Consider the following 20,232-nt stretch of genomic DNA (forward strand, 5'->3'; position numbering starts at 1 on the left):
TCGTTCTCGCACCGAATTTGACGATGCAAGCTGTCACATCCACGACGCATTCTTCCTCCGCCGATCCATTCGCTCCGTCCGCTTGGCAGAAGGAGTCTGCGATTTCTATTTCGACCGATAGCGACTCACCGGCCGCCACGGGGCACTCCCCCGCGGAAGTTCGAGAATTGGCGAAAGCGGTCCGTAAAGGCCAATGCATCGAGTCGGTAAGCAGCGATGAATCGGCTGCCGCTTTGAAGCCGCATCGCCGGATCGTTGAGTTGGATGCATTGCGGGCAATGGCCGCGATCAACTTGGTGCTGTTCCACTTCACCCACGTCTACGCTGTCAAGTTTGGATACACGAGTCCGCTGGGTGGCGAGTGGCCGTATGGCGCTTATGGGGTGGAGCTGTTCTTCATCCTCAGCGGTTTCGTCAACAGCATGTCGTTGCTGCGTCGCGGCAAGCCCACTGACTTTGTGGCCGCGCGATTGATCCGGATCGTGCCGTTGTTCTTGATGGTCATTGGTGCGAATCTTTGGATCACAACGCTGGCTCCGCTCAACGGTCAACCCGTTTCCACGGCTCAGTTCCTGGCCAACTTGACGTTGATGCCTCGCGTGTTTGGTTATGAATGCATCGATCCGGTGATGTGGACGTTGCAGGTCGAGATGATGTTTTACTTCGTCCTGGTGACGTTGTTCTGCAAAGGCTTTTTGAAACGATACTTCGTCGGGTGGGGATCGCTGCTGGCGGCATCGCTGGTCTTGTGCCCCACGTTGGATGCGGCCAAAGCGAGTTACGGTGACACGACGATCTTCGCAGCATTCACCGCGGTGCGACATCTGTTGGTATTGGATTTCGCACCGTTGTTCGCCATCGGATTCTTGCTGTACATGATCAAGACGGGCGTCGGGCCAAAGTGGAAGAACCTGCTGGGGATCGTGATCGCCGCTGGTGTGTTCCACAGCATTGATCATGGCAAACACAATCCCGCCGCGACGGTTTTGATCATCGGCTTGGTGACGATGGCGGCCTACGGCAAAATTCCTGTGCTTCGGCTGAAACCGTTTGTCACCGTCAGTGCGATCTCCTACGCGTTGTATCTCTGTCACAACAACTTGGGCTGTGCGTTGATTCATGCGTTTGACCACGCCGGAGTGCCGCCGCTCGCGAGTCTCGCGATCGCGATTGTGTTCTCCTTCGCGTTGGCTTTGGTCATCACCAACCGAGTCGAGCAGCCGATCACCAAGGCATTGCGTCGGTTGTATGCCAAAGCAACTGAACGAGCCCGACAGCCCGCTGCCGAACCAGCCGTTTGAGCACGCACACCCACAACCAAAACCAAAAACCGTAGCTCGGTGGTCCCCACCGAGAGCTGAGCTCAATCACGGCGGGGGACCGCCGTGCCACAGGTTGATTCGCGTTTGGGCGGTAGGCCGGAACACGCCGCTTCGGCGCAGCTCCGGCACCTGCGAACCGATCGGCTGATCTCCACAGCCGGATATGCGTCGCAAAGCCTCCTGCATCCGGCCTGCAGTTCACTGTAGCTCGGTGGTCCCCCACCGAGAGCTGGGCTCAAGCACGGCGGGGGACCGCCGTGCCACAGATTGATTCGCGTTTGGGCGGTAGGCCGGAACCAGCCGCTTCGGTGCAGCTCCGGCACCTGCGAACCGATCGATCGGCTAATCATCACTGCCGGATGTGCGTCGCAAGCATCCTTCATCCGGCCTACAGTTCACCGTAGCTCGGTGGTCCTCCACCGAGAGCTGGGCTCAATCACGGCGGGGGACCGCCGTGCCACAGGTTTTGTCGTGGTCATTTTACGACGAGGTTGACCATGCGGCCGGGGATGGCGATGGTCTTCACGACTTTCTTATCACCGATCGCGTTCTGGACCGCGGAATCCGCCAAGGCCGCTTCGCCCATCTCGTCCGGTTTCGCTTCGGGTGACAACGAAATCTTCGCCTTCACCTTGCCGTTGATCTGCACCGGGATCTCGATGCTGGACTGCACCAAGGCGGCTTCGTCCCATTGCGGCCAAGGCTGCAGCGAAATTGACTCGTCGTGCCCCAGTTGCTTCCACAACTCTTCGCACAAGTGCGGTGCGTACGGAGCCAACAAAATCAAAAACGATTCCATCGCTTCGCGCGGGCGAGTCTCGCACCGGGTGAAGTGGTTGGTGAACTCCATCATCTTCGCGATCGCGGTGTTAAAGCTCATCGCTTCGTTGTCTTCAGTCACCTTGCGGATCGTTTGGTGCAGCACGCGGCGTTGTTCTTCGTCACATGGCGTGTCGACGACGGCGGCGGACAACTTCAGGTCGTCCTCGGGTTCGTCGATGATCATCCGCCAAACGCGATCCAAGAAACTCCGCACACCGCCAACACCATTCATGGCCCAAGGCTTGGTGGCTTCCAGTGGCCCCATGAACATCTCGTACAAACGAAGCGAGTCCGCACCGTAATCGCGAACGACGAAGTCTGGGTTGACCACGTTGCCGCGGCTCTTGCTCATCTTGAAAGCGCGGCTGTCGACCTTGATCGAAGCGTCGGACTTCAAGACAAACCCTTCGCCCTTTTTGACGACGTCGTCCTCCGCCAAAGCGACGGTTTCGACGGGTTCGCCCGTGGACTTCGTCACGCGGTTTCCTTCGGCGTCCTTTTTGACGTTCTTGGTCGAGACATGTTTGCCGGAGGGATCAACGAAGCTGGTGAATTCAACTTCGCCCAAGATCATGCCTTGGTTGACCAGTTTGCGGAACGGTTCGGGGCAGGTCACGTGCCCGCGGTCGTACAGGACCTTGTGCCAAAACCGTGAATACAACAGGTGCAACACCGCGTGCTCCGCGCCACCGACGTACAAGTCGACGGGCATCCAATCCTTTTCCTTTTGCGGATCGATCAACGCGTCGTTGTTCTTGGGATCGATGTAACGCAAGTAGTACCAGCACGAACCGGCCCACTGAGGCATCGTGTTGGTTTCGCGGCGATAGCGTTTGCCGTCGATTTCAACAATCAACCAATCGTCGTCGGCTTTCGCGAGCGGTGGTTCGGGACGACCGTGCGGTTTGAAATCCGCCAGCTCTGGCAAGGTGACTGGCAATTGATCGTCGGGAACCAAACGACGAATGCCTGTCGGATTTCCTTCCGCGTCGATCTCATGCAAGATCGGGAAAGGCTCGCCCCAAAAACGCTGTCGGCTGAACAGCCAATCACGAAGCTTGTAGTTGACGGCTTCTCGGGCCAAGCCTTGTTCGGCCAGCGACTTGGTGAGCGCAGCTTTGACCTCCGCGGTTGTCTTGCCATCAAAGTCGCCGCTGTTGATCGCTTGGCCTTCGGCGACGAAGCAAACCTTGCCGGCCAAGATTTCGTCGCGCTGTTCGTGGTCCGCGGGCGGATCGACCACCGGGATCACGGGCAAGTCAAACGCCACCGCGAACTCGAAGTCACGCTCGTCGTGCGCGGGCACCGCCATGATGGCTCCGGTGCCGTAACCCGCCAACACATAGTCCGCGACCCAGATTGGGATGCTGCGTCCGTCGGCTGGATTGATCGCATGCGATCCGGTGAAGACGCCGGTCTTGGCTCGATCGCCATCGGTGCGTTCGCGGTCGCTTTTGAACGATGCCTTTTCTCGATAGGCATCGACCTCCGCCTTCTGCTCCGGTTTGACTAGCACATCGATCAATGGATGCTCAGGCGACACCACCATGTAGGTCGCGCCGAACAAGGTATCCGGACGCGTGGTGTAAACCCGCAAGCAATCCTTGTCCGGTTCGGCCGGGAAGCCTTCCGCTTCACGAGCACGTTTGAAAGCGACAAACGGTCCGGTGTCGTCACCTACTGCACCACGTTGCAAGTAGAAGTCGACTTCGGCACCGGTGCTGCGACCGATCCAATCCGATTGCAATTTCTTGATGCCGGTTGGCCAATCCAGCTCGTCCAGGCCTTCCAACAAACGTTCGGCGTAGTCCGTGATTCGCAACATCCACTGTCGCAGCGGGATGCGTTTGACCGGGTGGCCGCCAACTTCGCTCTTGCCGTCGACGACTTCTTCGTTGGCCAACACCGTTCCCAGATTGGGGCACCAATTGACCAACGCGTCATCCAAGTAAGCCAAACGCTTCGAGTCACGGAACTGCTCGATGGCCAGTTCGCCTTCGGCCGTGACTTCCTGTGGAATGGGCAACTCCGAAATTGGACGCCCCTTTTGTTGTTTGGCATCAAACCAAGTGTCATACAGAACGCCAAAGATCCACTGCGTCCATCGGAAGTAGTCTTCGTCGGTTGTCGCCAACACGCGGTCCCAGTCGTAACTGAAACCCAACATCTTCAATTGGCGGGTGAAGTTATCGATGTTGCGTTGCGTTTGAATACGAGGGTGCTCACCCGTTTTGATTGCGTGTTCTTCCGCGGGCAATCCAAAGGCGTCAAAACCCATCGGGTGCAACACCGACTCACCGCGAGCCCGTGCGAATCGCGAAACGATGTCGGTCGCTGTGTAGCCCTCCGGGTGCCCGACGTGCAGACCATCGCCGCTGGGGTAGGGAAACATGTCCAAGACATAGCGTTTCTTTTCACCGACTTTTTCGGGCGTGGCGAAAGTGTGATGCTCGTCCCAGTAAGCTTGCCAGCGAGGTTCGATTTCGTTGGGGTTGTAGCGGACCATGTCGTCTTAACGATGCGGGGAAGGGGAGGGCAGGGCGGGGCAGGGCACCCGGCAAAAAGAATGACCGCTCCGCGCCCAAACAGGTTCCCTCAGGGGGCGATTTCGGGCAAGCGGGCTGGTGCAAGACGGCGTGGAAGCTTTGGCGTGAAGTCACGCACGGTTTGGTAGCACGCGTCCTCAATGCATCGCGGGCCGCACTTGCAAAGACGGCGGAACGCCCTAGAAAGCACCCATGACGCGGGCTGCAACGACCACGGTCGCCACCGCAATCACGCCGGATCCTGCCAGACGCCTCGCCCACACGCCCGTGGGTTGCCGTACCGCAACCCATTCCGTTCGAAAGGCCATCTCGGCCCAGTCGGATGTCGATTCGGAGCGTTCGATGTTGTCGCCGGAATCGAAGCCCAACGAAGCTGGTTTCAATTGTCGAGCGGGGAAAGCGTCTGCCCAAAGCCAACCGGAGATTGCCACGGCCAGCCCGATCCCAGTCGCCCAGTACCATGCGCGAGACGGCCAGGAGATCGGAAGCGGTTCGACTCGGATGGACTGAGCGAACAATTCGATCCGTTCACGGTTCGCTTGCTCGTAACCTTCCAACCACTCGTTGGTTCGTTGTTTCTCTGCCGCCCAAAAATCGGCCCAAGCTGCTCGTTTCGGAGAAGCCTGCTTGGAATGACTCGCGAATTTCACCGGTGAGGCTGCGTCTTGGTCCGTCATGTCGCCGCGTGCCGTCGTGTCGCCGCGAGATTGTTCGGCGGTCGCATAGAACTCGGCCACTTCGCTTCGCCACCGGACCCAGCCGACGTTGGCGGACGCCTTGGGTTGCTGAGCCTGCATCAACCGTTGGCGAAAGCCTTCCAGGTTGTCCTTCGCCATCACTCGCTGCGACCACGTGGCGGTCGCAGTGTCTTTCGCGTTTCCGGTCGCTGCCTGAGAACTCGCAGCCCGAGAAACGTTCGTTTGTGGAAACTCAACGCGGAGCTGGGTGGGGCGAGGCGGCCAGATCGCCATCACCAATGTGAAACTGGCGACGGACGTCATCACGATGCCTGCCCAAGGCGAGATTCCCCCGGCGGAATTGCGTGTTAGGATCTTCAAAGCAGCGAATTTGCCAAACACGGAACGTTGCCATCAAAAGACGAAGCGATGAGACGTGCCGTCCCTTCGCACTCACTCTGTGCCGTCGGAACCGCCTCCTGTTTCATCGGCGGGTTCCGCTTCGGTGATCCAGGAAACCTGAAACGATTGTGCCAACCTTGTCAGCCAGCGAACCGTTCCCAGACCCCACTGGCGATTCAATTTCTTCCGGTGGTGATCTGCCGTTCCGGATCAAAATCTGCGGCGTTCGCACGGTGGATGATGTCCGGAATGTGAGCCAGGCCGGGGCGGACGCGATCGGTTTGAACTTTTACTCTCCCAGCGTTCGCAGTCTCCAGCCCGATTCGGAGTCCACCGAATCGATCAATGAAATGGCTCGAAAAGTCGGGCTGACGCGGGTTGGTTTGTTCGTCAATCACGAGCTGGCTGAGGTATCGCGTGTGGCTTCGCGATTGCATTTGGATTGGGTCCAGTTGCACGGTGACGAAACGGTCGATGCTGCTGCTTCCCTGATTCAGTCCGGGCATCGCGTGCTGCGAGCCATTCGATTGCCGCGAGGGGGACTGTCGCCGTCGCAGATCGACCAGCGAATCGGCAAGTGGTCGGAGTTGCCGGTGACCCTGTTGTTGGACGCCGATGCGGGGGCGGCGTTTGGCGGTGGCGGGATGCCGCTGGATTGGCCGTGTATCCGCAAGTGGGCGAAGCGACGATCGCAAGATGCTGCCGCATGGGTGCTGGCAGGCGGTCTGACATCGGAAAATGTGGCTGAAGCCATCGTCTGCAGTGGTGCGCGAAGCGTGGATGTGGCCAGCGGTGTCGAGCAGCCCAAGGGCACCAAGAACGCCGCGAGAATCCGTCAATTCGTTGCAGCCGTTCGGTTGGGATTCCAGGGGCCCAATGATGCGGCGGGAATTGAAACGACTGGGCGTTGACGCGGGCCGGATTTGTGCCAAACTTGCCCGACCAGACACCCAATACAGCTCGCGGCCGTGGCGGAACTGGCAGACGCGCTAGGTTGAGGGCCTAGTGGGAGTTAATCCCGTGGAGGTTCGAGTCCTCTCGGCCGCATCCGAATGACCCCGTGATTCACGGGGTTTTTTCATGCGCCGACGGAATTGGTCGCGAAGCATATGCCGTTTGGAATCAAATTTCGGCAAATAATATGTGTGGTTCGAGTCCCGCGAGAGTTGTGCCTCGGCGACTTTTTCGCTCTGAGCACGTCGGAGACGAATTCAAGGACTCTCGGAGGGTGGGGTGTGGATGAGGCCGCCGAGGTTGGTGAGGAGTTGTCCGGTGTTGAAGTAGGTGGACTCGTTGATGGTGTCCGGGTCGAAGATGGCTTGGGGGTCGTAGGATGGTCGACCTGCGAAATGCTTTCTGACCGCGGTTCGGTAGGCGGCTTTTTCGGGAACGTGCGGCCGGTGGGCTGGATCGCGAATCAAGCCAATCTTTTCAAACGGGACGCTGGGCAAGCTCGCCGTGTGGGCTCCCTCGGCGTAACGAAAGTCGAGTGAATTGGGGTCGCGGAACAAGTTCATGCTGATGTCGCGGTTGTCGTCCGTGTGGATGAACGGCACCTCACCCACATCTTTCACGCCTTGGTCTCCACTCGCGACGCGGTATTCAATGTTGCGGAAGTTGTTCGCAAAGCGGTTGCCCGTGAACTCGCAGTGGATCGGATAATACCGCATTTCTTCTTGGTTCATGATCTGGCGGAACAGTGGGAAACGACTGGCCCAGGGTTCCTGGTTCCATCCGTCCGGTCCGATTGCTTTCTCGACGCGGTACAGATAGTCGGCTTTGTCGCCGCGTTTGAGTTCGCCGGATTCGAACTTAGGCATTTGTTCGTATAGCTTCTTGGCGGCGGTCTGTGTGTTGTAGATGCCGATGTAGCCTTCGAGAAACAGATTGCGATTGACCCGGTGACCCGCGCCGCCATTGAGCAACACGGCGCGGTGGGCGGCTTTGTAAAAAATGTTTTCCTCGATGGTCTCGCCTTGGTCCAAGTCATCCGGGTAAATGCCGCCTCGCGGGTGCAGTTGCGGGATGCACATGAGGTGATGGATGAAGTTGTGGCGGATCACATTTCCCCAACTCCACATGGCCGCGCCGGAATAGATTGCTCCGCCGTCACCTTCTTCAAATCCGATGTTGAAGAACTCGTTGCGTTCGATCAGGTGATCGCAGTCGCCAAATGTCATCAATTGACCAGGTGCGTTGTGCAACAGGTTGTGACGAAACACATTGCCAACGCCACGCAGTCGCACCGCGCCGTAGTAGTCGCTGGCGTTGACCTGAGTGAAGTGACAGTTGATGGCAAAGTTATTGGCCGGTTCAAGTGTCTTCAGATCACCGCCGCTGAGCGTCAAATGATTCACGACGTCGTAGATGTCGCACGAACGCAAGCCGCATCGTTTGCCTCCGGTGATCACGACTCCGGGACGAGACGAATTGCGGATCGTGCAACCAGCCAGGACCACGTTGTTACCCGAGGCGATCTCGATCGATGCGACTCCTTTGCCCACGCCTTCGACAAGGATTCCTTCCACCAAAACGTTGGACGCACCGTCAAAGCGAAGCGGCCCCGGTCCTCCGTGAACACTGAGGATCGAATCAGCGGTGAGCTCAGCCCCGGGGATGAAATAGAGAACGCTTTGTTTCGGGTCAAAGTAGAATTCGCCGGGCGAGTCCAGTTCGCAAAGCAGATTGCTGATGATGAAGCGACGCGGCACCTTGGCGACGTTGCGAACGCCATATCGCGAATCGTTGGCGAGTTGCACGACCGAGTCGTTCACTGATGCGACCGGGTGCGATTGTCGATACCAGTCGTAGGCGAGGTAGCCGGTGACCTTTGCGCGTCCGCCGTTTTGCATCTCACGCGTCCAAGCCGAAACGTCTTTTTCGCGGACAGTGAATCGACCTCCAATCGGATTGTCGAGGGACCATTTGGGACGTGAGCCCGGGGTTCGACCCGCTGCGTAGACCGCTCCCTCGCTGAGAATTTTGTCGATGTATGCAAAGCCAACGTTTGGGTAACGTGCTCGAGTCATGAAGTGTCCGTCGACGCTGCAGCTCGCCGAATCAGGCCGGAGTGCGTTGCGAAATCGTTCGTTCGAGATCGGCAACGCGTAGACACGTTGTGACCTCGCAGCAGGGATCCGCTCCATCATCTCGGGAGCATCGATGGCTTTGGCGTCCGCGAGCGGCAGGTTGAGTCCTGAATCGAACACCGGCAATTCGCCATCGACGGCGCGCAGTGTGATCGGATCGTCGGGGGTTCCCGCGAATCGTTGATCGAAGGTGACCGTTTCGGTGGTTGAGTAGCGGCCGCCGGAAATCCAAACGGTGATGGGCTCTTTTCCCGGGCCGGGTTGGCTGGCGAGCACCGCGTCGGCGACCGCGGCGAGCGTTTTCATTGGAGCGTCCGCGGTGCCGGAATTTCGGTCGTCACCGTCGGGGCTGAGATAGATCTCGGCTGCTCGCACCTGATGCGCGACGCCAACTTCGAACACATCGTCCGCGAAAGCACACAAGCCGAAGACGCATGCGAGCAGCAGCGAACGAGAGAGTGTCGGAACCGGCATCGAGCCGTTTGCGCTGGTGGTTTCCGGTTCCATCACCGAGCGAACTGTTGCTGCATCGTGTCCAGGAATTTTTGAAGCTGGTCGGCGGGCAATTGATTGATCCCCGCAGCAGCTTTGCGGCCTCCACCCGTTGGGAATTGGCGGACCAATTCATCGGCACCGGTCTTGGTTGCCAGTGGTGCTCGGACGCTGACCAAGTACTCCCCCGACGGAAGTTCGCTCAGCAGCGCGTGGGCTCGTTCAGGATTTTCGCGAGCCAATTGGTTGCTGTAGACGCCGCTGACTCGACGCGAAAAGGAATCGTTGGGGAATAGGAATGCGGCGCAAGACTCGGTGGCAAGTTTGGGCTCAATCGAGGCAGCTCGCGTCATGTCGCTGTCGAAACCATCACGTAGCGTTTCGAACGTGGTGTCTGATGCGATGAATTCGAACGGGTCCGCGTAGGGTTGAACTTTCCGATAGAGCTCATCCGGCGCGAAATACAGGTCGTCCAGCGTTCCGCCATAGCCGTTGTAGTTGAGCAAGGTTCCCAGTTGTTCGAGTTCAGCGAGCTGGTCATCATTCAGGCCAAGTGGTTCAGCGGCAGTTTTTGCCGCGTCATGCAGGTTGTCGCCGTACAGGGCGGTGACCGCCCAAGGCAGGAATTGACCATCCAAATAGCGATTGACCAACAGACCGGTGCAGACATCGCCGGCGGTGTCGATGTGCGTGGACAAGAGCGACGATTCCGGAATGTCGCCGGCGAAGTGGTGATCGAAGTAGATGACCGGAACTTCGGCCGCGAGGACTCGTTTCAGTTCTTCGCGATTCTTGTCCAGTGAGATGTCCAGCACGGTGACCGAATCACCCGAGACCGCGGGGACTCGTTTGACAAGATTGATGTCGCGTTTGACACCCGTGACCAGCGTGCTTTCTTTGGGTTCGGCCAAGCGGAGTTGGTGAAGGGCACAGATGCCGTCGGCATCACCATTGAAAACGTCGAAATGAGTCACGCGAAACGCTCGTTAAATCAGAGGGAAGAATCGAGCACGATTCTAGTCCGCGTCGAGCTGAGCGAAATGGTTCGCACACGTCTGATGGAGCAAACGTTTGTAAGCACCGTGACTCGTCCGAAAATTGAAAGCCACCGGTTGTGGTGTCTCATTCGCTCAGCGGTGAGTACTCGAACGAGTGAACCGCAGCTTTGCCGGTTCCTTCCGCGTAGATCGCTGGACGAAGGTAAGAAAAGCTCCCCAGGACGTTGTGGTCATAGCCGGACAGCTCAAAGGTTCGGGAACACTTGGTCCAGTCTTCACCGTCCTCGCTGACGTATAAGTTGGCTGTCATGTTCGAGAGAGTCACGCGGAGGAATCGAATTTTTTCGCCACGAACGCCTCGAAAGGACCGACGCGAATCGTTCAGTCGCATGATGACGCGATTGTTCTGCACGGCAACGCCGGCCAGTCGGGCTTCGGAGTACCAAATGGATAGACCGAGTTCGACGTCGGGATCTTGGTCACCAATTTCGATTCGAACGTCGTAGTTTTTCTCGGGCGGAATGACCTGCAAAGTTCGCATGCGTTCATCGGGGTTCTGGAAAACGAATTGTCCCTCGCCGACGTGATGCGCATTCAGAACGTGGGCACCCGTCATTTGCCACTGCAGGCCAAGTTCATGTGAATCGAAGGAGTCGTCCGCGAGCGTTCCATTGGTGTGATCGATGATCTCGGGTTCTACCTTCGGATCACGTTTCAAAACAAACCATCCGTCGTCGGTCCACTGGATGGATTCCAGCAAGGTGTGCCGGCCATGTGGCAAGGCGTCTTTTTTGTAGCCGTGATAAACGACGTACCAATTGCCGTCCGCGTCATCGATGATGGTGCCATGTCCTTTGCACCAATAGGTCTCGTTTCTGGACCAAGTGTGGACAACGGGATTGTGAGGGCTGTTTTCCCACGGCCCCAACGGGGATCTCGACCGGGCGGATGTCACCATGTGGCTGGTAGCTGGTCCAGCGGTGCCGCCTTGGGCAGCCGTCATGTAGTAGTAGCCGTTGCGATAAGTCAGTTTGGGTGATTCCAGGCAAAAGCATTCGACTTCCCAATCGTCGGGGTACTGCCACCCAAAGTGCTTCTGCTGCGGGCCTCCCATCACCTTCAAGCCGTCTTTGGACAACGGGACGACCTTGCCGTTGTGAAGGTAGAGGAATCGCTCGCCCTCCGGCGTAGCGATGTGGCCCGGATCGATCCCGGGCACATCCAGCTCGATTGGATCGGACCAAGGACCGCGAGGGTTTTCGGCCGTGACCACAAAGTTTTTCCCGCTGGAAGGAAAGTAGAGGTAGAAGAGCCCATCATGATGAATCAACTCGGGGGCCCAAACTGTTCCCACATCGCGACCAAGCGCATTGGCGATGGGAGTCCAGTCGACCAAATTCGTGGAATGCCAGATCTTCAGTCCTGGATAAGTTCGATAGGAACTGTGCGTCATGTAGAAGTCATTGCCGTCCCGCACGATGGTTGGGTCGGCGTGGTCGCCGCCAAGGATCACATGCAGCTTGTCGTCAGACGGTTGAGCGTGCAAATCAGAATGAATGGCCGGTAACAGACTGATATATAACAGCAACAGGGCGAGGATGATGAAGCGACCGCGAAACATAATGAAGCTGGTGGAATGCCGAGAATTTGTGTGAACGTACGACACTGTACTCGCGATGAAGCGTGAACCACAGCAAACGAAAGCCGTGCGGGCATAAAAAAAGCCGGTGCGAAGTCAGGCAACTTCGCACCGGCCAAATGAAATTTAAAAGGCTTTAGTTCTTGATCTTGGCCTTCTTTTTCAGCTGGTTCAGTTTCTCCACGCCGCCTTCGTTGATCTCAAAGAGGAAGCGGGACAGATCCAAGAACTGCTGGCGATCTTTCAGCATGTTTGCCAGGCCAGGAGGCATCGTCGAGTTTTGGGACTCGAGGACATCTTCCACATCATCGATTGGAATCGTGCGTGGTTTGCCTTGATCGGCTGCGATGCTGAGCGTGATCTTGTCATCCGTTTCTTCCACCAAGAAGCCTGACAGGATCGCACCATCGACGGTGATCACATTCACCGTTTGGTACCCATCCAGAATCTTCTCCGATGGTTTGAGAATCGACTCGATCAAATGCTCGTGAGTGATGTCCTCGCGAGCCTTTGTCAGTTGCGGTCCAAGCTGATAACCCTCGCTGACGTCGTGACAGGTCGCACAGGCCGTCTTCGTTCCGTAGAAGTACTGTGCACCCCGAACGGCGTCCCCATTTTCGCGAGCATCTCGAACCAGATCGCTCAGCGATTCCGCCAACAATTCCGTTTCGAGCTGATTGGTGGCGGGTTCGTCTTCGACCATTTCCGGGCGACTGCCTTCGGGGAACGGATGCATCTCGATCAGTTCTTCCGGGCTGTAGAACCGTTGGCGGTCGTTGGTCGCTGCGCGAACTTCTTTCACCTCTTCGGGGGTGATGGCGCTGGCGTCGTTGCCCCAGCTGTTGCGAACGTAAGTCAATGCCGCAGCGATTTCCGCGTCCGAGAACATGTTCCCGATGGCGGTCATCGGAGGCACACCTTGAGTTGGCTCAAAGACTTTGCCGCGAACGCGGATTTTGCCCCAGATGCCGTGCAGGGTGAGCTTGATCAAACGTTCGGAATCCCCGTTGACCCATTCACTGCCGGCCAGTGGAGGGTAGATCCGCACGATGCCCTCACCGTCATCCCGGTGACAGGCGTAGCACGATCCTTCTTCGAAGAACACCTGTTGGCCCAGGTTGTAAGTTTGGGCGAACTGTTTGTTTTTGAACTTGTCCGATTTGGTTCGGTAGTTCTTTGGTTTAGCCGCACCTTCCAGCTTGCTCGCCAGCAGGTTCTTGTACTCCACCATCAAGTTGTCGGTGTCAAACGAGTTCTCTTCGATCGTTTTTTCGACATCGCCTTTCAGCGTCCACATCGCGGCGTTCAAAGCGTTTCGAATCCAGCGATCGGTCTTGTAGGAAGCGACCGTCAAAAGCACATCGGCACCATCGCGACCACCCAACCAGGAACCGGCCGAGAGTGCTTCCAAACGCACGCGAGGGTGCTGGTCTTTGGCTGCCGTCAGCAAATAGTTTTTGGGATCGTCCAGCAAATGCAGACAGTGACGAACGACTCGCACGGCCGCCGAACGAACGCGATGGTCTTCGGCTTTCATGCACGCATCCAGCAACTCAGTAGAAGGAGCCTGTTGACCCCAGGTCGCCCAAAGAGCTTCCAGGACCAAACGTTCGTTGTCCGAATTGTCTTGAGCGAACTTGGCAGCGGCATCCAAAACCGTTTGCTTGTCTCGGCCACGCAATTCGCGGTGCGAACGTTTGCGAGCGTTGACCTCAGGGAGCTTCATGTTTTCGAACAGTTGTTCGATCGATGCACCCGCAACCTTCGGCGGATCAACCAATGGTCGGTCGCCGTAGGTGATGCGATAGATGCGGCCGTATTCGGAATTTCGCATCGGGTCACGAGCACTGTGCTGCATGTGACCGATCAGCGTGTTGTGCCAATCGATGAAGTACAGGCTGCCGTCCGGGGCGACTTCCAAATCACAGGGACGGAAGTTTCCGTCGGACGATTGAATCAGGTTCTGACGGAACTTGCCTTTGATTTCCGCACCATCCTCAACGGTCTTGTACTGCTTGATTCCCAAGAAGCCGATGGTGTTGGCGTACATGTAGTCGCCCTGGACTTCCTCTGGGAAATGGCGGCTGTACAGGAATTCCGATCCCGATGTCGGGCGAGTGTGGTGCTCGTAATTGAACTTGGAAACCTTCGGGATTTCCTTCGAGTGAGGGATGTTGATTGAGTAGCCAAGCATCCAGTACTGCGCGCCACCGGACGCATCGTTGACGAAGGTTTGTCCATATTCGTCATGAGCAACGCCCCAAGGGTTGGAAACATCGGACTGCATCACGCGTTCGACTTTCCACGAGCTTGGATCAAATCGCCAAACGCCACCGTCGGTCATCCGTTGTGGGCCCCACGGGGTTTCGACTTGCGAGTGCAAGAAGCGGCCTTCGCACATGTAGATGCCGTTGCCGTTGTCGACGTCGAAAGCGGAGATGGCGTGGTGGGTATCGTGCGGGTCAAACCCGTCCAACAAGTAGGTTGTCGAATCAGCACGATCGTCTCCGTCGGTGTCTTTCAGCAAAACCAAATAAGGCTCTTGCGAGAGGTAGACACCTTCGGGAGCGAGTTCGAAACCAATGGGCATGTGCAGGCCATCAGCGAAGACTGTTTCTTTGTCGGCCCGTCCGTCGCCGTCGGTGTCTTCGTAGATCAAGATCATGTCGTTGGGTTTTGCATCGCCCGGTTTGTAGTGCGGGTAGCTTGGCAACGTGGAGACCCAAAGACGTCCTTCGTTGTCAAACCGCATCTGGGCCGGGTTACCCAGGTTGGGGAAATCTTGCTCGGAGGCGAACAAGGAAACCTGGTATCCCTCCGGCATTTCGAACTTCTTCAGGGCTTCTTCTTCCGCCTTGATGTAGTCCGGGTTGCCGTTCTTTTCGCTCATTCGGAAATTCGTTTCGACCGGCGAAAGAGGACGCGTGATCGAGTCATCGACTTCGAGGGTGGACGATTTGCCTTGTGCGACGGACCAAATGTTTTGGTCCCGCAGAACCGTCATTTGGCGGATTTTTTCGATTTCCTCGGGGTAGTTGAAGTTCCCGTAGGGGGCCCAGCGACGTCCGTAGGCGTGCACGCCGTTGAGCATGCGATAGTCATTGCGCCAAAACCATGATTTGTCTTGGACGGCTTGGTGCAGCAGTGAGTCTTTTTCGGGAGTGCCCGCGTCGGCACCGAAGAGTTGCTGCATCAAGACGGGAGCGAGCTTTTGATAGCCCGCCTCCGATAGGTGCACGCCGTTGAGCGTCAAAGGCTCGTCCGCGTTTTGGAACCATGCGGAGGTGGGTGTGAACAGATCGATGAAGCCCACTTTCTTTTCGTCCGCGACAACGCCGACGGCATCGGCGTAGGCCTTCAAAATTTGATTGCGATCTTCGGCACTGGGAAGGTGATAATCAGGATGCTGTTGCATTGCGATCGGCGTGGCCAGCACTAACCGCGGCGGCTGGGCCGGATCACGTTGGTACGAACGCGACAGGGTGTGATCCACGAAAGCGCGCAGTTCGTTTTTGAAGTTTTCAACGCCTTCCAAGCCATCAAATGATTCGTTGAAGCCGAAGAACGCGACGATCGTGTTGGCTTTGACGATGGTCAGCCATTCGTCCGGTTTGGGATAGTGACCCTCGCCGTAGTGAGCCTGGATTTCCGGGCGAAACTTGTTGGCTCCGGGGAATGCCCACGGATCTTTCTTGCCAGCTTCCGGACGATAGGCGGGCGTGTGTCCCGGAAAACCCATGTTGCGGAACGTGAGCTGCTGGTCAGGAAACTGTTGGTACAACGCCGTTTCAAAGAAATTAAACAGCTCCATCCGAGAGGCCAGATCGTTTCCGAGGAAAACAATGGTCTCGCCAGTTTCGGGTTTCAGCGGCAGCGAAGTCGGCGAAGCGGCGGATTTGACTTCCGTTGGCTGCAGATACTCCGGGCGGACTTTCTTAGTTTGTTGCGTCTCGTTGTCCGTGACCGTGGTGATCACTTCCGGCGGCGTGTTGCCGGCGGCAGCGTCTTCTTTGGCGTTTGCTGGGGCAATTCCTGCTGCCAAGCAAGCGAAAACGACCGCGACCGCCGTCCCAGTCCACGTTGCGACACGATGTCGCAAATCTTTGGCCGCACGCCGCGTGCGGATTGTTTTGAGCTGTTTCATTTTGAGGCAGGTTCTTAGGTCCGGTTTGGCCGGATCTAGAAGGTAGGAGGAGGGAACTTAGAGAGGAGCAACATTGTAGTTCATTGAGTGCTTTTGAGCATCCGAGAACTGCGATTGGGGCGTGATCCTGAACCCTGGTGGACGTTGTTTGTAGGAAGAGCGACGAGATGCACTCCAATTTCACCGTGCTTGGGCGTGTCGCAAATGAATAGACTTCGGCTTTGGTGGTGAATTGCCGGGTGGCATGCGAAGAAACTTGGCGTGCGTTCAGAAAGGCTGTGGGGCGGATTGAACGTCCTGGATTTAGAAACGCGATTGCCGCCGGAGAAAAGAAGGGCGGCTGCGAAGTCTCGTTGCGAGACGCATGACCGACGGCGCAGCACCGCTGGTGCCGCGAAAAGTTGAGATTGGAGATGACGCGAATCCTTGAGATGCTCTGTCTGATCCGAATCGGACGCGCGAAGGAAAAGCGAGGCAAGGGATCGCCCGCAAGTGGCGAGCGATCGTTCTGTGACGTTGTTCGGCTCAGGCTTTTTGAAGCTTTGGCGAGCCGGATTCAACGACGAACGAATTGCGAACGAAGGTCTTGCCGCCGGGCTTCAACACATCGTCGACCACCATGTAGTCCGATTGCCATGATTCCGGAGTGACTTCGCAGCGAATGTAGCCTCGTTCCGTGTTGTGCCATTTCACGCAAGCGTTCTCGGCCAGCACGGCATCCAAATTCTTGGGCTTGTCGGGACCGTTGCCGCCGCTGGAAAGCGAGGTTGCGACAAACTCCGTCGCGACCAAGTTGTCTTCCGAACGTCGGTCGTCGACGCGAAGTTCGTTGGCCCAGTTGGAGTGGATGTCTCCGGTCAGGACGACAGGATTGCTAACCCGGCGGTCTTGAATGAAACTCAGAAGCTCGCTGCGTTCGTGACAGTACCCGGGCCATTGATCCATCGAGAACTGATGATTGTTGGGATCGCCCGACCGATTGACCATGCCCATCATGACTTGCTGGGCCAGCACGTTCCAAGTGGCGTTGGAACGAATCAAGTTGCGCGTCAGCCAGCCACGTTGTTTAGGACCCAACATGGATTGGTTGGGATCCATCGCGGCCTCGTTCAGCGGACTCTTGCGATCATTGTTGGGTTGGTCCGTTCGATATTGGCGGGTATCGAGAATGCTAAATTCTGCCAAGCGTCCGAAGTTGCCGGTGCGGTACAGCCGCATGTCGCTGCCGCGTGGAATCTGACGCAAACGCAACGGCATCATTTCGTAGTAGGCCTGGTACGCGTTGGCTCGTCGGGAAAGGAAGTCGAGTGGATCGATGCCCTTCTCTTCGGATACATCACACGCACAGTTGTTGTCAAATTCGTGGTCGTCCCAGGTCAGCCACCACGGACATTGAGCGTGCATGTTTTGCAACAGTTTGTCGGATCGATATTGAGCGTGGCGAATTCGGTAATCGCCCAGCGACATGATTTCTGATCCGTGATGCGTTCGAACCTTTCCATTGCGACCGGCTTCGTATTCGTAGATGTAGTCGCCCAGGTGAAACACGAGGTCCACATTGTCGGCGGCCATCTGTTCGTAAGCAGTGAACAAACCTTGTTCGTAGTTTTGACACGATGTGACCGCGAAACGAACTTTGTCAGGCAGTTCGTGAGGAAGTGGCATGGTTCGAGTGCGACCGATGGGGCTCTCCGCATCGCCACAACGGAAGCGGTACCAGTACCAGCGGTTGGGTTCGAGTTGATCGAGCTCAACATGGACAGAGTGACCCAACTGCGGTGTCGCCAAGTGAGTTCCCGACGCGACCACGTTCCGCATACTGTCGTCGCTGGCAACTTCCCACTGAACCGCGATGGTCTGCGCGGGCATGCCGCCATTGGGTTCCAAAGGAGATGGAGCCAGCCGTGTCCACAACACCATGCCACGATGATCAGGATCTCCTGATGCGACGCCCAGCGAAAACGGATTGGATGAGAACGTCGGCGTGGCGGACGCCCAAGCATGCTGCGAAGCCGTCACGAACGCGGGCAGTGCACCCGTGAAAGCCAAGAATCGGCGGCGGTTGAGATGGCTTTGCGAAGAACAGTCGGAAGCGTGTTGGCGAGACATAGGGAGTCGGCTTGGTTGGAGGGAAGTCGTTGGTGGGTGGCGCGGTTTGCAGAAAGGTTTGCAGAAAATCGTGCAGCGAAAGCTCGATGGGTCGTCGAGGTGAATCAGTCGTTCCGAAACTTTGTTGATTTTAGGGAAACCAAGATGGAGGTGCCAAAAAATCGAGGCGAAGTGTATCGGCTGCTCAAGTTGAGCCAACATGCGAGCGGAGCGTCCGACGGTAATTCCGCGAATCTTCATGCTCGCAATCCGCAATTGTGAACAAACGATGAAGATTGTTCCTTCCTCGGGGATCTGCCGGTGCGGGCAAATCGGAATGGGCTACCTTGTCGCGAAAATTTGAGCCGGCTCGAGAGGCAATCCGCATCGGTCGAGAGAAACGCTTGCGGTCAATCGCTCGGGTGGCAAATAGCTTTTCTGATTCAAATTCGATTTGGGCATCGCGTGCTCCATCGAATGGATGTTCTTTCTTGGGGATGGTTTTCAACCGTGACCGATCGCAATCGTCGACAGTTCTTGAGTGACAACTTTTCGGCTTTGGGTTCTTTTGGTGTGACCGCGGCGATCGCGGGATTGGGCCAACGCGTCGCCAGCGGCGGACAGCCCCAAAAAGGACCCGTGTTGCGTCCGATGTCGGATGAGTCCACCGGGCTGCCCTTGCTGCGTCTGCCGGAAGGTTTCCGCTACCGAACGTTCGGATGGTCCGGCGACATCATGCATGACGGCACCCCAACGCCCGTGGCACACGACGGCATGGGAGTCATCGCCGCCGAAGGAGACGTGTTGACCTTGGTGCGCAACCATGAGATCAGCGATGACGGACGGGCAATCGCAATCAAATCAGGCAATGCATACGACGGCCGCGCACGTGCCGGTTGCACGGAATTGAAGTTCGACAGCGCGAAAGGCGAATGGTTGAGCAGTCGCGTTGTGTTTTCCGGTTCCAGCCGGAACTGTGCCGGTGGTGTGACGCCATGGGGCACTTGGTTGACCGCGGAGGAAACCGTATTGGGGCCTCGTGATGCCGATCACTACAAAGAAGACAAGGTTCGCACGTTCGAGAAAACGCATGGTTGGGTTTTTGAAGTTGGGCACACTGATTCAGATGGCAATCCGGTGCCGATTCGGGACATGGGCCGCTTCGTGCACGAAGCAATCGCAGTCGATCGCAACTCGGGAGTTGTTTACCTGACGGAAGATCGCGGGACATCTGGTTTCTATCGTTTCCTGCCCAAGACTCCTGGCAAGCTGCACGAGGGTGGCGTGTTGGAAATGGCGGAGGTGGTTGGTCAACCAGATCTGCGTGGCGGTTTCAAGAACGGCGTTGAGTTTGATGTCGTCTGGCACAAGATTGACGATCCGTCTCGGGCCCACAGCCCCGAGTCGCTGAGCAAACGTACCAGCGAAAACGAGATGGGTGATGAGCTCGGTGTTTACTTGCAAGGCAAAGCCAAAGGCGGATCCACGTTTTCGCGTTTGGAAGGTTGCTGGTTCGGAAATGGCGTCGTCTATTTCGATGCGACCAGTGGCGGTGCAGCACAGGCTGGCCAGATTTGGCAATTCGATCCGGAGCAGCAAAAGCTGAAACTGCTGTTTGAATCACCTAGCAAGCCAACGCTGAACATGCCCGACAATCTCTGTGTCAGCCCGCAGGGAGGTTTGGTGTTGTGCGAGGACAATGACTACGGTGCCAACGAGTATCCGCAGCGTGCGTTCACTTTGTCGCAAGACGGCCATTTAAAGTTGCTGGCGGAAAACAACGTGCAACTTCATGGCGAGAAGAATGGCTGGAAGGGTGACTTCCGAACCAAGGAATGGGCGGGGGCGACGTTCAGCCCTGACGGAAAGTGGCTGTTCATCAATCTTCAGAGTCCTGGGATCACCTGTGCCATCACGGGCCCCTGGAAAGACGCCTTTGCATAGTGCCCCTCAAGTCACTGCAGTCGCCTTGGATTTGGTTCTGTAGAGGGGTGGTGTGTTCTTTCGCCTACA

10 protein-coding genes and 1 tRNA gene are annotated in these 20,232 nt (G+C 57.0%); 4 read left to right on the plus strand and 7 right to left on the minus strand.

The annotated features are described in order from the left end of the window. The first annotated feature begins 23 nt into the window (after positions 1-23). Positions 24-1,301 carry an acyltransferase family protein gene (locus LOC70_RS14325; RefSeq protein WP_230254558.1) on the plus strand — a complete coding sequence of 426 codons (1,278 nt, stop codon included), beginning with the start codon at positions 24-26 and terminating at the stop codon, positions 1,299-1,301. A 496-nt stretch (positions 1,302-1,797) separates the two neighbouring features. On the opposite strand, the gene leuS is transcribed toward LOC70_RS14325, so the two are convergent. Together leuS and LOC70_RS14335 are read right to left on the minus strand one after the other, a co-directional pair. Further along, positions 1,798-4,650, minus strand: coding sequence for a leucine--tRNA ligase (leuS, locus tag LOC70_RS14330; protein ID WP_230254560.1), 2,853 nt, complete (start codon positions 4,648-4,650; stop codon positions 1,798-1,800). A 219-nt stretch (positions 4,651-4,869) separates the two neighbouring features. Beyond that, a complete protein-coding gene (locus tag LOC70_RS14335; RefSeq protein WP_230254562.1) occupies positions 4,870-5,769 on the minus strand; it encodes a hypothetical protein in 900 nt (299 codons plus the stop codon). Positions 5,770-5,948: 179 nt separating this feature from the next. On the opposite strand from LOC70_RS14335, the gene LOC70_RS14340 reads away from it, so the two are divergent. After that, positions 5,949-6,680, plus strand: coding sequence for a phosphoribosylanthranilate isomerase (locus tag LOC70_RS14340; RefSeq protein ID WP_390889072.1), 732 nt, complete (start codon positions 5,949-5,951; stop codon positions 6,678-6,680). A gap of 51 nt (positions 6,681-6,731) precedes the next feature. Continuing rightward, a tRNA-Leu gene (locus tag LOC70_RS14345) sits at positions 6,732-6,816 on the plus strand. A gap of 164 nt (positions 6,817-6,980) precedes the next feature. Here LOC70_RS14345 and LOC70_RS14350 read toward each other — a convergent pair. The 5 genes from LOC70_RS14350 to LOC70_RS14370 all read right to left on the minus strand — a co-directional run bounded on the left by LOC70_RS14350 (position 6,981) and on the right by LOC70_RS14370 (position 18,240). After that, positions 6,981-9,332: a right-handed parallel beta-helix repeat-containing protein gene (locus LOC70_RS14350; RefSeq protein ID WP_230254564.1), complete on the minus strand. Its 2,352-nt coding sequence runs from the start codon at positions 9,330-9,332 to the stop codon at positions 6,981-6,983. A gap of 32 nt (positions 9,333-9,364) precedes the next feature. Continuing rightward, on the minus strand, positions 9,365-10,324 hold the full coding sequence (locus LOC70_RS14355) for an acetyltransferase (protein ID WP_230254566.1): 960 nt from the start codon (positions 10,322-10,324) through the stop codon (positions 9,365-9,367). A 148-nt stretch (positions 10,325-10,472) separates the two neighbouring features. Beyond that, positions 10,473-11,969 (minus strand): family 43 glycosylhydrolase, encoded by a 1,497-nt coding sequence (locus LOC70_RS14360; RefSeq protein ID WP_230254569.1) that lies wholly within the window; start codon positions 11,967-11,969, stop codon positions 10,473-10,475. A gap of 154 nt (positions 11,970-12,123) precedes the next feature. Beyond that, the gene (locus LOC70_RS14365) at positions 12,124-16,131 is read right to left on the minus strand and encodes a PVC-type heme-binding CxxCH protein (protein ID WP_230254570.1); all 4,008 of its coding nucleotides are present in this window, start codon (positions 16,129-16,131) and stop codon (positions 12,124-12,126) included. Between the two features lie 525 nt (positions 16,132-16,656). Continuing rightward, positions 16,657-18,240 (minus strand): alkaline phosphatase D family protein, encoded by a 1,584-nt coding sequence (locus LOC70_RS14370; RefSeq protein WP_230254572.1) that lies wholly within the window; start codon positions 18,238-18,240, stop codon positions 16,657-16,659. A 489-nt stretch (positions 18,241-18,729) separates the two neighbouring features. On the opposite strand from LOC70_RS14370, the gene LOC70_RS14375 reads away from it, so the two are divergent. After that, the gene (locus LOC70_RS14375) at positions 18,730-20,163 is read left to right on the plus strand and encodes a PhoX family protein (RefSeq protein WP_230254574.1); all 1,434 of its coding nucleotides are present in this window, start codon (positions 18,730-18,732) and stop codon (positions 20,161-20,163) included. The last annotated feature ends 69 nt before the right edge of the window (positions 20,164-20,232 follow it).

It is taken from the genome of Rhodopirellula halodulae, from assembly GCF_020966775.1.
GTDB classification, from domain to species: domain Bacteria; phylum Planctomycetota; class Planctomycetia; order Pirellulales; family Pirellulaceae; genus Rhodopirellula; species Rhodopirellula halodulae.

Bases quoted from the DNA above. Each gene is read 5' to 3' on its own strand.
- LOC70_RS14360 (WP_230254569.1), bottom strand. From the start codon at position 11,969: ATGTTTCGCGGTCGCTTCATCATCCTCGCCCTGTTGCTGTTATATATC.
- LOC70_RS14370 (WP_230254572.1), bottom strand. From the start codon at position 18,240: ATGTCTCGCCAACACGCTTCCGACTGTTCTTCGCAAAGCCATCTCAAC.
- LOC70_RS14325 (WP_230254558.1), top strand. From the start codon at position 24: ATGCAAGCTGTCACATCCACGACGCATTCTTCCTCCGCCGATCCATTC.
- LOC70_RS14365 (WP_230254570.1), bottom strand. From the start codon at position 16,131: ATGAAACAGCTCAAAACAATCCGCACGCGGCGTGCGGCCAAAGATTTG.
- LOC70_RS14350 (WP_230254564.1), bottom strand. From the start codon at position 9,332: ATGCCGGTTCCGACACTCTCTCGTTCGCTGCTGCTCGCATGCGTCTTC.
- leuS (WP_230254560.1), bottom strand. From the start codon at position 4,650: ATGGTCCGCTACAACCCCAACGAAATCGAACCTCGCTGGCAAGCTTAC.